Origin of the sequence: Variovorax sp. 160MFSha2.1 (genome assembly GCF_048305075.1) — a bacterium.
Classification (GTDB): Bacteria; Pseudomonadota; Gammaproteobacteria; order Burkholderiales; family Burkholderiaceae_C; genus Variovorax; species Variovorax guangxiensis.
The window spans coordinates 2,507,906-2,521,048 of sequence record NZ_CP157624.1 but is presented as its reverse complement, the minus strand read 5'-3'; the positions used below and the strand labels follow the sequence as shown (position 1 = coordinate 2,521,048).

The 13,143-nt window shown below is 69.3% G+C and carries 12 protein-coding genes and 1 pseudogene; 9 read left to right on the top strand and 4 right to left on the bottom strand.

Going from position 1 to position 13,143, the window contains the following annotated elements; all coding sequences use genetic code 11:
• Positions 1 to 38 precede the first annotated feature (38 nt).
• A complete protein-coding gene (locus tag ABL838_RS11220) occupies positions 39 to 806 on the bottom strand; it encodes an RNA methyltransferase (protein ID WP_184636435.1) in 768 nt (255 codons plus the stop codon).
• Between the two features lie 110 nt (positions 807 to 916).
• Here ABL838_RS11220 and ABL838_RS11215 point away from each other — a divergent pair, with 110 nt between their 5' ends.
• The 4 genes from ABL838_RS11215 to ABL838_RS11200 are packed head-to-tail and all read left to right on the top strand — an operon-like array spanning position 917 to position 5,733.
• Positions 917 to 1,981, top strand: coding sequence for an inositol monophosphatase family protein (locus tag ABL838_RS11215; RefSeq protein WP_126018166.1), 1,065 nt, complete (start codon positions 917 to 919; stop codon positions 1,979 to 1,981).
• Between the two features lie 2 nt (positions 1,982 to 1,983).
• Positions 1,984 to 4,236, top strand: a complete 2,253-nt coding sequence (locus tag ABL838_RS11210; RefSeq protein ID WP_418125361.1) for an FUSC family membrane protein — start codon at positions 1,984 to 1,986, stop codon at positions 4,234 to 4,236.
• Positions 4,236 to 5,321 (top strand): mechanosensitive ion channel family protein, encoded by a 1,086-nt coding sequence (locus ABL838_RS11205; protein WP_369658687.1) that lies wholly within the window; start codon positions 4,236 to 4,238, stop codon positions 5,319 to 5,321. Before ABL838_RS11210 ends, ABL838_RS11205 begins: the two co-directional genes overlap by 1 nt.
• A gap of 7 nt (positions 5,322 to 5,328) precedes the next feature.
• Positions 5,329 to 5,733 (top strand): YbaN family protein, encoded by a 405-nt coding sequence (locus tag ABL838_RS11200; RefSeq protein ID WP_418125360.1) that lies wholly within the window; start codon positions 5,329 to 5,331, stop codon positions 5,731 to 5,733.
• Between the two features lie 13 nt (positions 5,734 to 5,746).
• On the opposite strand, the gene ABL838_RS11195 is transcribed toward ABL838_RS11200, so the two are convergent.
• The gene (locus tag ABL838_RS11195) at positions 5,747 to 6,211 is read right to left on the bottom strand and encodes an Lrp/AsnC family transcriptional regulator (RefSeq protein ID WP_418125358.1); all 465 of its coding nucleotides are present in this window, start codon (positions 6,209 to 6,211) and stop codon (positions 5,747 to 5,749) included.
• A 107-nt stretch (positions 6,212 to 6,318) separates the two neighbouring features.
• On the opposite strand from ABL838_RS11195, the gene ABL838_RS11190 reads away from it, so the two are divergent.
• Positions 6,319 to 6,951 (top strand): LysE/ArgO family amino acid transporter, encoded by a 633-nt coding sequence (locus ABL838_RS11190; RefSeq protein WP_184636427.1) that lies wholly within the window; start codon positions 6,319 to 6,321, stop codon positions 6,949 to 6,951.
• Here the strand turns inward: ABL838_RS11190 and ABL838_RS11185 are convergent.
• Both ABL838_RS11185 and pcaQ read right to left on the bottom strand, forming a co-directional pair.
• The gene (locus ABL838_RS11185) at positions 6,924 to 8,147 is read right to left on the bottom strand and encodes a DUF418 domain-containing protein (protein WP_418125357.1); all 1,224 of its coding nucleotides are present in this window, start codon (positions 8,145 to 8,147) and stop codon (positions 6,924 to 6,926) included. The genes ABL838_RS11190 and ABL838_RS11185 overlap by 28 nt on opposite strands.
• Positions 8,144 to 9,085, bottom strand: coding sequence for a pca operon transcription factor PcaQ (gene pcaQ / locus ABL838_RS11180; RefSeq protein ID WP_184636757.1), 942 nt, complete (start codon positions 9,083 to 9,085; stop codon positions 8,144 to 8,146). Before pcaQ ends, ABL838_RS11185 begins: the two co-directional genes overlap by 4 nt.
• 132 nt (positions 9,086 to 9,217) lie before the next feature.
• Here pcaQ and ABL838_RS11175 point away from each other — a divergent pair, with 132 nt between their 5' ends.
• The 4 genes and pseudogenes from ABL838_RS11175 to ABL838_RS11160 all read left to right on the top strand — a co-directional run.
• Complete coding sequence (locus ABL838_RS11175) at positions 9,218 to 10,234, top strand: Bug family tripartite tricarboxylate transporter substrate binding protein (RefSeq protein WP_418125356.1); 1,017 nt, start codon at positions 9,218 to 9,220, stop codon at positions 10,232 to 10,234.
• A 166-nt stretch (positions 10,235 to 10,400) separates the two neighbouring features.
• A complete protein-coding gene (locus ABL838_RS11170; RefSeq protein ID WP_418125355.1) occupies positions 10,401 to 11,396 on the top strand; it encodes a Bug family tripartite tricarboxylate transporter substrate binding protein in 996 nt (331 codons plus the stop codon).
• 55 nt (positions 11,397 to 11,451) lie between these two features.
• Entirely contained in the window at positions 11,452 to 12,780 is a 1,329-nt protein-coding gene (locus tag ABL838_RS11165) for a sulfatase (RefSeq protein ID WP_418125354.1), read from the top strand.
• Between the two features lie 183 nt (positions 12,781 to 12,963).
• Positions 12,964 to 13,121 (top strand): annotated as a pseudogene (locus ABL838_RS11160) (integrase domain-containing protein); the annotation flags it as partial.
• Positions 13,122 to 13,143: the final 22 nt, after the last annotated feature.

Genomic DNA, 13,143 nt, shown 5'->3' with positions numbered 1-13,143 from the left:
TCTAAGGCCGGGCGTCTTCGCGTACGAACGATAAGGTTTTAGTCGTTCCCGGGGGCCTTGCCGCCCTTGTCTGCCTTGTCTCCCCTCGGCGGCCGGGTGGCGTCGCTCATCGCCTTGGCGATGCCGCGCAGGATGTGGATCTCCTCCGGCGTGGGCTGGGCCCGGTTGAAGAGCTGCTGCAGCCTGGGCATGAGCTTCTTGGGCGCCCCGGGGTCGAGGAAGCCGATCTCCACCAGCGAGCGCTCCCAGTGGTCGAGCATGCCGGCCACGGCCTGGGCGTCTGCCGCCTGCACGGGCTGGATGGCCTCGCGCACCTCGTAGCCGCCCAGCGCCAGCCGCCATTCGTAGGCGATCACCTGGATGGCCGCACCCAGGTTGAGCGAGCCGAACTTCGGGTCGGTGGGAATGCTCAGGGCCACGTTGCAGCGGTAGACGTCCTCGTTGCGCATGCCGAAACGCTCGGAGCCAAACAGGAAGGCCACGTGCTGGTCGCCCTGCTTGGCGAGCGGCTCCAGGTGCTCGCGGGGCGTGCGCGTGGGCGGGCCGAAGTCGCGCGGGATCATTGCCGTGGCGCACAGGTGTGTGACGCCGTCGAGGGCCTCGTCGAGCGTCTCGACGATGCGGGCGTTGGCCAGCACGTCGAGCGCGCCGCTCGCGCGCTGGATGGTTTCCTCGCGCCGCAGCACGTTGGCCCAGCGCGGGGCCACCAGCACCAGGTCGGAAAAACCCATGGTCTTCATGGCGCGGGCGGCGGCGCCCACGTTGCCGGCGTGGCTGGTCTGGATCAGGATGAAACGGGTGCGCATGGAGGGTTGGCGGACACTAACGGGCGGAGCCGGTAAAATCCCCCGATTCTCGCCGCCCGCATCGCCGGGCCGTCTCCGGGGGCCCTCCCCACCGTTCTTCCCACAATCCAATGTCGTCCCCCAACCTGCATCCCATGCTCAACGTGGCCGTCAAGGCCGCACGCGCCGCTGGCGCCATCATCAATCGTGCCGCCCTCGACGTGGAGGCCGTGCGCATCTCCCAGAAGCAGGTCAACGACTTCGTCACCGAAGTCGACCACGCCAGCGAGCAAGCGATCATCGAGACGCTGCTCGGCGCGTACCCGGGGCACGGCATCCTGGCGGAAGAATCCGGCAGCCAGTACGGCGCCAAGGACTCCGACTACGTCTGGATCATCGATCCGCTGGACGGCACCACCAATTTCATCCACGGCTTCCCGGTCTACTGCGTGTCGATCGCGCTGTCGGTGCGCGGCAAGATCGAGCAGGCCGTGGTCTACGACCCCACCCGCAACGACCTGTTCACCGCCACCAAGGGCCGCGGCGCCTACATGAACGAGCGCCGCATCCGCGTCTCGAAGCGCACCCGCCTCAACGAGTGCCTGATCTCCACCGGCTTCCCCTTCCGCACCGGCGACAACTTCAAGCAGTACCTGGCCATCATGGCGGACATGATGCCCCGCGCCGCCGGCCTGCGCCGCCCCGGCGCCGCCGCGCTCGACCTCGCCTACGTGGCGGCCGGCTTCACCGACGCCTTCTTCGAGACCGGACTGAACCCCTGGGACGTGGCGGCGGGCTCGCTGCTGGTCACCGAGGCCGGCGGCCTGATCGGCAACTTCACGGGCGAGCCCGAGTTCATGGACCAGCGCGAATGCCTGGCCGGTGCCCCGCGCGTGTACGGCCAGCTGGTGCCGCTGCTCGCCAAGTACTCCAAATTCGCCACCGTGGACGACAAGCTTCGCGCCAGCGACCGCGTGCGCGCCGTGTCTGCCTCCGCCAAGGCGAGCGCCGGCAACTCCAACGACTCGACCGACCTCTACGCCCGCAGTACGGTGCCGGGCTTCGCCGACGAGGCAGCCGAAGCCGAAACCCCGGCCGCGCCGGCGGCGGCTCCCGCTCCGCGCAAGCTCACGCGCGTGCGCCGCGAGGCACCCGCCAACGGCGCGCCTTCCGAAGGCAACTCCTCCGCCAAGTGACGATGCAGGGGCCCAGCAGCGCCGCGCCCCGGGTCCGTGCCGCTCTGCGCATCGCGCTGAGCCACTACGTCGCGAGCGGGCTCACCGTCGCGCTGGGCCTGCTCTTCATCTCCGGCGGGGTCCATCTCTGGCTGGGCACCATCGCGGCATCGGCCGCCGCCACCGGCGTGATCGTCACCGCGCCGCCCGACCTGCCCGGCCCGCGCCGCGGCAAGTTCCTGCAGATGCTGCCAGCGCCGCTCATCGGGCTGCCGCTCTTCTTCGCGGTGCAGATGCTGCACAGCGCCCCCATCCGCCTCGGGCTGGTGCTGGTGCCCGCCACCTTCATGGCCTTCCTGGCCATGGCCTGGGGCAAGCGCGGCATCCCGATCGCCATCGCGGTGATGTTCTCGATGATCTTCTCCATGGCCACGCCCGCGCCTTCCGGCATGGCCGACGCCATCGAGCGCACCTGGCACTTCGGGCTGGGCGCGGGGCTGTACGTGATCTGGGCCACGCTCGCCAACCTGGCGCTCAACGGGCGCTTTCGCACCCAGTCTGTGGCCGACGTGCTGTATTCGCTGGCCGCGCTCATGCGCACCGAGGCCAGCCAGTTCCTGCCGCAGGACGAGACCCGCGACGTGCGCGACACCCCCGCGCCCCTGCTGGGCCAGCTGCTGCGCGAGCAGGCCGCGCTGGCCGACCAGCTGCAGGCCACGCGCGACATCGTCCTCGAATCGCCGCGCACCCCGCGCCGCCAGCGCCTGGCCGCCATGCTGGTGATCGTGCTCGAGATGCGCGACCAGCTGCTGGCCAGCGAGCTCGACCTGGACACCCTGCGCGCCCACCCCGCGCATGCGGAGGCGCTCATCGAGATGCGCCGCGTGCTCGAAGAACTCGCCGACGAAACCGTCGCGCTGGCCGACGCCCTGCTCTTCGGCCGCCACCCCGACGCCGTGGTCGACCGCCGCCCGCGCCTGGCGGCCATCCACGTCTCGGCCGACGACAGCGCCGATGGCAGCGGCGGCGGCCACATCGGGCCCACGGCCGCCATGCTCGCGCGCGGGCTGGCCAGCCGCATCGGCCACATCAACGACGAGGTGCTGCGCCTGTCGGCCATGGCACGCGGCGACGCCGAGCCCAACCTGGCCGTGGTGCGCGCCAACTGGCAGCTCTTCGTGAGCCCGACCGACTGGTCGCTGCGCCCCTTCTTCACGCTGTGGAGCTGGGACCAGCCGCCGCTGCGCCACGCCATCCGCGCCGCGCTGGCCATCGCGGCCGGCTACGCCATCGCGGTGTCGATGCCCTGGGGCTCGCACGACTACTGGATCCTGCTGACCATCGTGGTGGTGCTGCGCGGCAGCCTCTCGCAGACGCTGGAGCGGCGCAACGCCCGCGTGGCCGGCACGCTGCTGGGCTGCGTGCTGGCGGTGGGGCTGCTGTCGGCGCACCCCTCGGCGCTGATGCTGCTGGTCATCGTCACGGTCGCGCAGGCCATCGCGCACAGCTTCGCGGTGCGGCGCTACCTCATCACGGCGGTGGCCGCCACCGTGCTGGGCCTGGTACAGGCCCACATGCTGAACGTGGGCATCGCGCCGATCTTCGCGCTCTTCGAGCGCATCGCCGACACGCTCATCGGCGCCGCGCTGGCCTGGGGCTTCTGCTACGTGCTGCCCTCGTGGGAGCGCACGCAGATCCCGGCGCTGGTCTCGCGCGTGCTCACCGCGCAGGCCCGCCATGCACGCCTCGCGCTGGGCCTGGGCCAGCTCAAGGCCATCGACAGCAGCCCCGAGCTCGAGTGGCGCCTTGCGCGCCGCGAGGCCTACGACAGCCTCTCGGCGCTGGTGCAGGCCACGCAGCGTTCGCTTTCCGAGCCGCGCGCCGTGCAGCCGCCGCTGGAGCCGCTGGAGCACCTGCAGGCCCACAGCTACCAGCTGCTCGCGCAGCTCAGCGCGGTGAAGTCGATGCTGGTGCTGCGGCGCGACCGCCTCACGCCGGCGGAGGTGGAAGGCCCCATCGGCCGCACCGCGCAACGAATCGAGGCGGCCATCGGAACCATTCCGACCACCGGCCCCTCCCACCCCGAGAGTTCGGGTTCGACCGCCGTCGGCGGCCCGATCCCCCTGCCCGACCCGTTCGACAACGACATCAGCCCCTGGCTGCTTCGCCGCCTCGACCTGGCCACGGCACTCGCCACGCAGCTGCGCGACGACGCGGCGCGCATTCTTCAACCTCTGAACGAGACAACAGCACAAGCGAAGACGACCACAGCCTGATGACCCAAGAGATACTCGCCCATCCCTGGTTCGGCACCTGGCTTGCCGCACTGATCGCAGTTCCCCTCTCTCTTCTCGCCCACCGCATCGTCGGCCTGGTGCTCAGGCGGATCACCCGCCCCGCGCCGGCCATCCATGCGATGGTGGTCAATTGCAGGGCTCCCGCCCGGCTCGTGTTCCCGCTGGTGGCGCTCACCATGGTGTGGCAGGGCGCGCCGGACGACCTGCGCTTCATCGGCAACGTCCGCCATCTCACCGGCCTGCTGCTCATCGCCGCCGCCACCTGGCTCACGGTGAAGGCCATCAGCGGCTTCGCCGAAGGCGTGCTGGCGCAGAACCCCTCCGACATCGCCGACAACCTGCAGGCCCGCCGCGTGCTCACGCAAACCCGTGTGCTGGCGCGCACCGCCATGTCGGTGGTCATCGTGGCCGGCGGCGCGATGATGCTCATGACCTTCCCCGGCGCGCGCCAGGTGGGCGCGAGCCTGCTGGCCTCGGCCGGCGTGATCGGCATCGTGGCCGGTCTTGCCGCCAAGCCCGTGTTCAGCAACCTCATCGCCGGCCTGCAGATCGCGCTGGCGCAGCCGATCCGCATCGACGACGTGCTGGTGGTCGAGGGCGAATGGGGCCGCGTCGAGGAAATCACCGGCACCTTCGTCGTCCTGAAGATCTGGGACGAGCGCCGCCTGATCCTGCCGCTGAGCTATTTCATCGAGAAGCCGTTCCAGAACTGGACGCGGCATTCGTCGCAACTGCTGGGCGCGGTGTTCGTCTACGTCGACTACGGCATGCCGCTCGCGCCGCTGCGCGCCGAGGTCGAGCGCATCGTGAAGGCCGCGCCCGAGTGGGACGGCCGCTTCTTCAACGTGCGCGTGACCGACGCCACGGAGCGCACCATGCAGATCCGCGTGCTGTGCACGGCCGCCACCTCGGGCCTGACCTTCGACCTGCGCTGCAGCGTGCGAGAGGGCCTCATCGACTTCATGCAGCGCGAGTATCCGCAGTTCCTGCCGAAGATGCGCATCTCGGCCGACGGGCTGCCCGAGCGCGAACAGCTGCCGCAACAAGGACAGGCCCCGGCCTGATCCTGTCTTGAAGCCAGAGCCGGCCCCCGCCCCCGAACGCAAGCCCGCACTCACGCGCGCGCTGCTCTATGCCTTCGCGGTGCTGTGCCTGGTGCTGGGCCTCATCGGCGTGATCGTGCCCGGCATGCCGACCACGGTGTTCATCCTGATGGCCGCATGGGCCGCCGCCCGCAGCTCGCCGAGGCTGCATGCGTGGCTGCTGAGCCACCGCCTCTTCGGCCCGCTGCTGCACAACTGGGCCAACGGCCGCACCGTGAGCCGGCGCGCCAAATGGAGCGCGACCGTGACGATGGCGGTGTGCGCGGTGATCGTGTCGTTCACCGCGCACCGTGCGTGGCTCGCCGCGCTGGCCATCGGGTGCATGGCCTGCGTGCTGGCCTGGCTGTGGTCGCGGCCACTGCCTCCAACCTAGCACCCTGGCGCCCCTAGCGGCGCGGCTGCTTTTCCATGTTCGGGGCGGTAACGGCGCGCGGCGGAATCGGCACCGACATCACGATCGACGTGCGCGTCTCGCCCAGGTGGTTGATGGCGCTCACGAAGGCTTCCAGGTGCTCGATGTCGCGCGCGGCCACCTTCAGCACGTAAGAGTCCTGCCCCGTGACGTGGAAGCACTCGAGCACCTCGTTTCGACCCTCCAGCAATTTCAGCAGCCGCGCCTTGTCGGGCTGCGGCGTGGTGATGCCGACCAGTGCCGTCACCGTATAGCCCACCTTGCGCGGAGGCACCACCGCCCGGTAGCCGGCCAGCACGCCGGCTTCTTCCAGCCGCTTCACGCGCTCCGAGGTCGACGGCACCGAAAGCCCCACCTGCCGCGCCAGCGCCGTGAGCGAGGTGCGCGCATCGGCCTGCAGCACTTCGAGGATCTGCCAGTTCTTGCTGTCGATTTCCATGGATTTCAGGCTTCGGCGGTCGATTCGTCTTGAATTTCAGGCAGGAAGCGCATTCCGCCTGAGCTTCGCCATTCTCCTCAGGCGAAGCTGTAAACACAATTTACAGCATGGACTCCACCCTCTTCCTCAAGGCCCTCGTCATCGGGCTCTCCATCGCGGCACCCGTAGGCCCCATCGGCCTCCTGTGCATCCAGCGCACCCTCGCGCATGGCCGCGGCATCGGCTTTCTCAGCGGGCTCGGCGCCGCGCTGGCCGATGCCTTCTATGGCGCCATCGGCGCACTGGGCGTGTCGGCCGTCATCGCGTCGATGGTGGCGGCCCGCGTGCCGCTTGCGCTGGGCGGCGCCGCCTTCCTCGCTTGGATGGGCGTTCAGCTGCTTCGCGCGCCGGTGGCGACCGAGGCCCGGCAGGCGGCGGACGCCACCACGCCGCTGAAGGCCACGCTCTCGGTCTTCGTGCTCACGCTGGCGAACCCGATGACGATCCTGTCCTTCGTCGCGGTGTTCGCGTCCATTTCGACGGGCCACGTTGCAGGCCACACCCTCGGCGCCTCCCAGGCCGCGACGATGGTGCTCGGCGTGTTCCTGGGCTCCGCGCTGTGGTGGCTGGGGCTGTCGACGATGGTGTCGTCGGTGCGGCACAAGCTCAGTGCCAAGACCATGCAGTCGATCAACCGGCTGTCGGGCGCGATCCTGCTGGGCTTCGCGGTCTATCAGCTGTCGACGCTGCTGCCGCGCTGAACCCCCTTGCGCCGCATCGGCGGACGCTCCAGGTTCGTGAACGCACGCAGCACCCACTCGACCGGCCCGTAGACGAAGCGCCCCATCCACCAGCGGCTCAGCACCAGCTGCGCCGCGAAGATCGCGAAGGCGATGCCGGTGGCGGCCAGCGGGCCCATGGTGCCGATCCAGCGCAGCCCGTAGGCCAGGAAGAGCCATGCGCAGACCAGCGACTGCATCAGGTAGTTGGTCAGCGCCATGCGGCCTGCCGGCGCGAGCATGGCTTCGAGCACCCGGCCGCGCGGCGACAGCATCAGCAGCACGAGGCCGGCCGCGTAGGCTGCCGTGAGGAATGGCGCGGTGAGCAGCGTGGCCGCGAGGCCATAGAGCTCGCGCACCGGGTTGTCCAGCCGGATCGAAGGAAAGGCGTACACCGCCGCGCCCGGCAGCCCGATGACCAGCCCCCAGCGCAGCAGGCGCTCGAACAGCGGCCGGTACGCATCGGCATTGGCGAACAGCTCGCGCCGCCCCGCGATGAAGCCCGCGAAGAACATCGCCAGCGCCGTCGGCGCCTGCACCAGTCCGGTGATCCACCAGATCTGCGAGAGCTCGCGCAGGTGCTGCACGATCACCGTGAACGGCGTTCCGCGATACGCGGCCAGCGCCCTGGCGGCATCCGCATAGGCCGTGCGCGTATCGTTCGGCACGCCCGCCTTCACCAGCAGGTAGCCGATGCCCGCCCACAGCAGCGAGGTGGCCAGCACCAGGAACACCGCGGCGCGCGCCATGAACAAGTCGCCGCGCCGCCGCAGCACAAGCAGCACCGCCCCGAGCACCGCGTAGGTGGTGAGAATGTCGCCGTGGTACAGCACCACCGCATGCAGCAGCCCCAGCACCCACAGCCCCACCAGCCGCCGCCCCATGCGCGGCACGAAAGACTTTCCGTTGCGCTCGGCCGGCTGCATCTGCAGCGTGAAGCTGTAGCCGAAGAGGAAGGAAAACAGCAGGTAGAACTTGGTCTCGAACACCAGCGTGCGCACCAGCAGCGCCGCGCGTTCGAGCACCGACTGCGCCATCGGGTCTGGAATGCCCGCGCCGTAATACGTGGAAGAAAAGCTCGCGATGTTCACGACGAGGATGCCCAGCAGTGCGAAGCCGCGCAGGGCGTCGACCAGCGACTGGCGCTCGCCGGGGGCGGTCTTCTCGCTGCCGCTCATGCCGGCACCCGCTCAGGCTCGCGGGGCCGTGCAGCCACGATCTCGCGGATGGCATCGACCAGCAGCCGCGCGCCCTCGCCGGGCTCGTCGCCGCGCCGCATGGTGAGCCCCACCGGCCCCTCGGTGCTGGAGGTGTCGATGGCCAGCCGCTTGAGTTCACCGCGCTCGACCAGCCCTTCGACGGCTCCCTGCGGCGCGAACCACACCGCGTCGGAGCGCCGCAGCAGCCCCAGCACGAAGCTGGTGTCGGTCGCCTCCACCATCCGCCCGGGCAGCGCCATGCCCTGCGCGATGAGAAAGGCATCCGCCGTGTGCCGTATCAGCGTGCCCGACACCGGCAGCACCAGCGGGTGGCCCGCCAGCGCGTCGAGTGGCGGCTTGCGGCGTGCCGCCAGCGGATGCCCGGGCCGCGCGACCAGCAGCAGCGGCTCGCTGTAGAGCTGCTCGAAGGCCAGGTCGGCCATGGCCGAGGCCTGCGCGAGGCGGCCGAGCACGAGGTCGATCTCGCCCTGGCGCAGCTGCGTCATCAGCTGCGCGTTGGTGCCGCTCACCACGCGCACCCGCAGCGCCGGCTGCGAGGCGTGCAGCATGGCCACGGCCTCGGGCAGCAGGTTGGCCACCATGTTCGGCAGCGCGCCGACGGCCACGCGCAGCTGGTCGGCCTCGGGCTGGTCCATGGCCAGGCCCAGGCCCTCGCGCAGGCCGCGCAGCGCCGAGACGGCGTGGCGCACCAGCACCTCGGCGGCGGGAGTGAGCTCCACGCCTCGCCGGCGGCGCAGCAGCAGCTGGCGGCCGACGATCTCCTCCAGCTCGGCGACCGTCTTCGACACCGCCGGCTGCGTGAGCGACAGCGCCTTGGCCGCGCGCACCAGGTTGCGCTCCTGCGCCACCATCACGAGGCACTGCAGGTGGCGCATCTTCAGGCGCCCAAAGTTCATGGCTGACACGGTGTTTCCTTGGGAGAGTGGCCTCTTCAATATAACCAGCTGGAATAGCTGGCAGAAGAGCTTTCAGTTGTGCCGCCCCCGCCGGCCACCTAGAGTTGCCCTGGATAACGGAGACAAGACGACATGACCACCGGTTCGCCCAGCAACACCTTTCGCGGCACGCGCCGCCGCCTCGCCGCTGCCCTTGCGGCCTGCGCAGCCCTCGCCTTCGGCGCCACCGCCACCACGCAGGCCCTGGCCGCCGACGCGCCCTACCCCGCCAAGGCGGTGCGGCTGCTCGTCAACTTCCCGGCCGGCGGGCCCATCGACATCCTCGCCCGCGCGCTGGCCGACGCGCTGCAAAAAGACCTGAAGCAGCCCTTCATCGTCGACAACCGGCCCGGCGCGGGCGGCAACATCGGCGCCGACCTGGTCGCCAAGAGCCCGGCCGACGGCTACACCGTGCTGCTGGGCATCGACAGCACCTTCACCATCAACCCGCACCTGTACGCCTCGATGCCCTTCGCGGCAAAAGACCTGAAGCCGCTGATGATCTTCAGCTCCTCGGGCCTGGCCTTCGGCGTGGCGCAGGGCGTGAAGGCGAAGACGCTGCCCGAGTTCATCGCCCAGGCCAAGGCCGAGCCCGCCACCTTCAGCTCGGCCGGCAACGGCAGCCCGGGCCACATCGCCGCCGAGATCTTCGCCAGCGACACGGGCGCGAAGATCACCCACGTGCCCTACAAGGGCAACGCCCCCGCCGTGCTGGCGCTGATGGGCGACGAGGTGCAGGCCGGCATCCTCGCCACGCCGGGCCTGCTGCCGCAGGTGCAGGCGGGCAAGCTGCGCGCCCTGGCCGTGACCGGCAAGCAACGCTCGCCGCTGCTGCCCCAGGTGCCCACCGTGGGCGAACTGGGCCTGAAGGGCCTCGAATTCGAAGTGCTCTACGTCTCGATGCTGCCGGCCGGCACGCCCGAGCCTGTGGCGCAGACGCTGCGCGCCGCGCTGCAGAAGGCGATGGCGCTGCCCGAGATCAAGTCGCGCCTCGCCTCGCTCGACATGGTTCCGCTGGGAGAAACCGGCACCGTGGCCAGCGAGCACCTGGCCGCCAGCCAGGCGCGCTACGGCCGCATCGTGAAGGCCACCGGCATGAAGGTGGATTGAGACAGCAGGCAGAACGGCAATGAAGGAAGGGTAAGTCCGGTGAATGGTTGATTTGATCAATCGAGCGCGGCCTCTTCAGAATCGTCCGCAACTGCGGATCCCGCGGCCATACTCGATTGCCATCGATAGCCATCGCCTGAACGACGAAGACAAGGACCTGCCCACCATGCTGCCGACCCCATCCCTCTCCATCACCCGCCGCCTTGCCGGCCTGCTGGCCATCGCCGGCCTCGCGACGGCTTTCGCTGGCGGCGCGACGGCCGCCGAGGTCAAGTTCGACACGCCACTGCGCATCGTCGTCGGCTACGCCCCCGGCGGCGCCACCGACCGCGTGGCGCGCATCGTGGGCGACAAGCTCACCACCCGCCTGGGCGTGCCCGTGGTGGTCGACAACAAGCCCGGCGCCGGCGGCCGCCTCGCGGCGCAGCAGGTGAAGGCCACGCCCGCCAGCCAGAACGTGCTGATGCTCGCCAACCCCGCCGTGATGATCGTGGCGCCGCTGGTCTTCAAGGACAACAACTACGACCCCGACCGCGACTTCGTGCCCGTGTCGTACGTCAACGACTACAACTTCGCGCTCGCCGTGTCGCCCACCCTGCCCGTGCGCGAACTGAACCACCTGCTCGCCTGGATGCGCGCCAACCCCGCGCAGGCCAACGTGGGCGTGCCGGCCACCGGCAGCCTGCCGCACTTCTTCGGCCTCATGGTCGGCGAGAAGGCCAAGGTGCAGACCCAGGTGATCGGCTACCGCGGCTCGGCGCCCCTGCTGAACGACGTGATCGGCGGGCAGGTGCCCGTGGCCGTCGACACCGAAGACGTGGCCGTGCCGCAGCACACCGCGGGCAAGCTGCGCATCCTCGCCATTTCGGGCGCCAAGCGCTCGCCCTTCGTGCCCGACGTGCCCACCTTCAAGGAAGCCGGCCTCGACCTCGCGGCCACCGGCTGGAACACCTTCTTCGCGCCGGCCACCATGCCGAAGGAAAAGGTCGAGCGCCTCGCCGTCGTCATCCGCGAAGTCATGCAGGACCCGGACACGCAGCGCAAGTTCAAGGACTCGGGCATGACGCCCGTGGTGAGCACCCAGGCGCAGACCGCTGCGATGCTCAAGGCCTACCGTGCGCAATGGGCGCCGGTGGTGCAGAAATCAGGCTACCAGCCCTGACCCCCGACAAGCAGAAGCAAAGAACCAAGCAAGCGAGAGAGAGCCCCAGAGAGACATGGCAAGACCCAACATCATCTTCATCGTGGCCGACGACCTCGGCTATGCCGACCTCGGCTGCTACGGCGGCCGCGACGCTGCGTTCGGCCCCGTCTCGCCCGTGCTCGACGGCCTGGCCGCCAACGGCCTGAAGCTCACGCAGGGCTACTCGAACTCGCCCGTGTGCTCACCCACGCGCTTCGGCATGATCACCGGCCGCTACCAGTACCGCCTGCGCGGCGCGGCCGAGGAGCCCATCAACAGCAGGAGCCGTGGCAGCACCACCCTGGGCCTGCCCACCGACCACCCCACCCTGCCCTCGCTGCTGAAGGCCAGCGGCTACCAGACCGCGCTCATCGGCAAATGGCACCTGGGCTACCCGCCCACCTTCGGCCCGCTGCGCTCGGGGTACGACGAGTTCTTCGGACCCATGTCGGGCGGCGTCGACTACTTCACGCATTGCGACTCCACCGGCCGCCACGACCTGTGGTTCGGCGAGGAAGACAAGGTTGAAGAGGGCTACCTCACCGACATCCTCTCCAAACGCGCCGTCGACTACGTCGAGCGCATGGCAGAGCTTCAGAAAAAAGAGGAAGCCCCCTTCTTCCTGAGCCTGCACTACACCGCCCCCCACTGGCCCTGGGAAACCCGCGACGACGCGGCCAAGGCACCGAACATCAAGGACAACCTGTTCGACCTGGCCGGCGGCAACATCCACGTGTACCGCCGCATGATCCATCACATGGACGAAGGCATCGGCTGGATCATGGACGCGCTGAAGAAGCACGGCATGGCCGACAACACCCTGGTCGTGTTCACCAGCGACAACGGCGGCGAACGCTTCTCCGACAACTGGCCGCTGGTCGGCGGCAAGATGGATCTGACCGAAGGCGGCATCCGCGTGCCATGGATCGCGCACTGGCCAGCGGTGATCGGCAAGGGCGGCGAGAGCACCCAGCTGTGCATGACCATGGACTGGTCCGCCACCATGCTCGACGCAGCCGGCGTGGCCGCGCACCCCGACTACCCGCTGGACGGCGTTTCGCTGATGCCCGTGCTCAAGGACGCATCGAAGAGCTTCCGCCGCCCGCTGCACTGGCGCATGAACCATCGCGGGCAAGAGGCCCTGCGCGACGGCGACTGGAAGTACCTGAAGGTCGACGGCAACGAGTACCTGTTCAACATCCCCGGCGACGAACGCGAGCGGGCGAATCTGGCGAAGAAGCAGCCTGAGCGGCTGGCTGCGATGCGGGCGGATTGGCAGGCGTGGAATGCGACCATGCCGGCTATTCCGGAGGATGCGACTGTGAGTCTTGGCTACTCGGTGAAGGATATGCCGCAAAGGTGAGGGATGGCAGTACGGAGTGCCGCCGCAGAAACGAGCGCATGCGGGCTTCTAGAGCACTAAGGTCATGCGGCTCGAACTGGTGTACGTGATCGCTCTGCTTATTCCCAAGCCGTAGTTCTCGGTCGCGTGGCCTCTCGATCTCATCAAATGGCCGCCCAAAACTGGGTACCGTCGGCCAGATTTGACTCGCACGTACGCATGGGCTTTCAGCTACAGGCCGCCTTCGGATTGCGTCGGGAGGACGCGAACAAGTTCCAACCCAGTTACGCGAATCGAGGCGACCACATCGCCCTCAAGGGTCATGGACCGAGGGCGGTCGGGAGCGAACTGTGCCCATCACACGACAGAGTGCTGATTTCCATC

Coding starts and splice junctions, on each gene's coding strand:
- pcaQ (WP_184636757.1), bottom strand. CDS start 9,085: ATGAACTTTGGGCGCCTGAAGATGCGCCACCTGCAGTGCCTCGTGATG.
- ABL838_RS11190 (WP_184636427.1), top strand. CDS start 6,319: ATGGACTCCACCCTCTTCCTCAAGGCCCTCGTCATCGGGCTCTCCATC.
- ABL838_RS11195 (WP_418125358.1), bottom strand. CDS start 6,211: ATGGAAATCGACAGCAAGAACTGGCAGATCCTCGAAGTGCTGCAGGCC.
- ABL838_RS11205 (WP_369658687.1), top strand. CDS start 4,236: ATGACCCAAGAGATACTCGCCCATCCCTGGTTCGGCACCTGGCTTGCC.
- ABL838_RS11210 (WP_418125361.1), top strand. CDS start 1,984: ATGCAGGGGCCCAGCAGCGCCGCGCCCCGGGTCCGTGCCGCTCTGCGC.
- ABL838_RS11215 (WP_126018166.1), top strand. CDS start 917: ATGTCGTCCCCCAACCTGCATCCCATGCTCAACGTGGCCGTCAAGGCC.
- ABL838_RS11220 (WP_184636435.1), bottom strand. CDS start 806: ATGCGCACCCGTTTCATCCTGATCCAGACCAGCCACGCCGGCAACGTG.
- ABL838_RS11170 (WP_418125355.1), top strand. CDS start 10,401: ATGCTGCCGACCCCATCCCTCTCCATCACCCGCCGCCTTGCCGGCCTG.
- ABL838_RS11185 (WP_418125357.1), bottom strand. CDS start 8,147: ATGAGCGGCAGCGAGAAGACCGCCCCCGGCGAGCGCCAGTCGCTGGTC.
- ABL838_RS11175 (WP_418125356.1), top strand. CDS start 9,218: ATGACCACCGGTTCGCCCAGCAACACCTTTCGCGGCACGCGCCGCCGC.
- ABL838_RS11165 (WP_418125354.1), top strand. CDS start 11,452: ATGGCAAGACCCAACATCATCTTCATCGTGGCCGACGACCTCGGCTAT.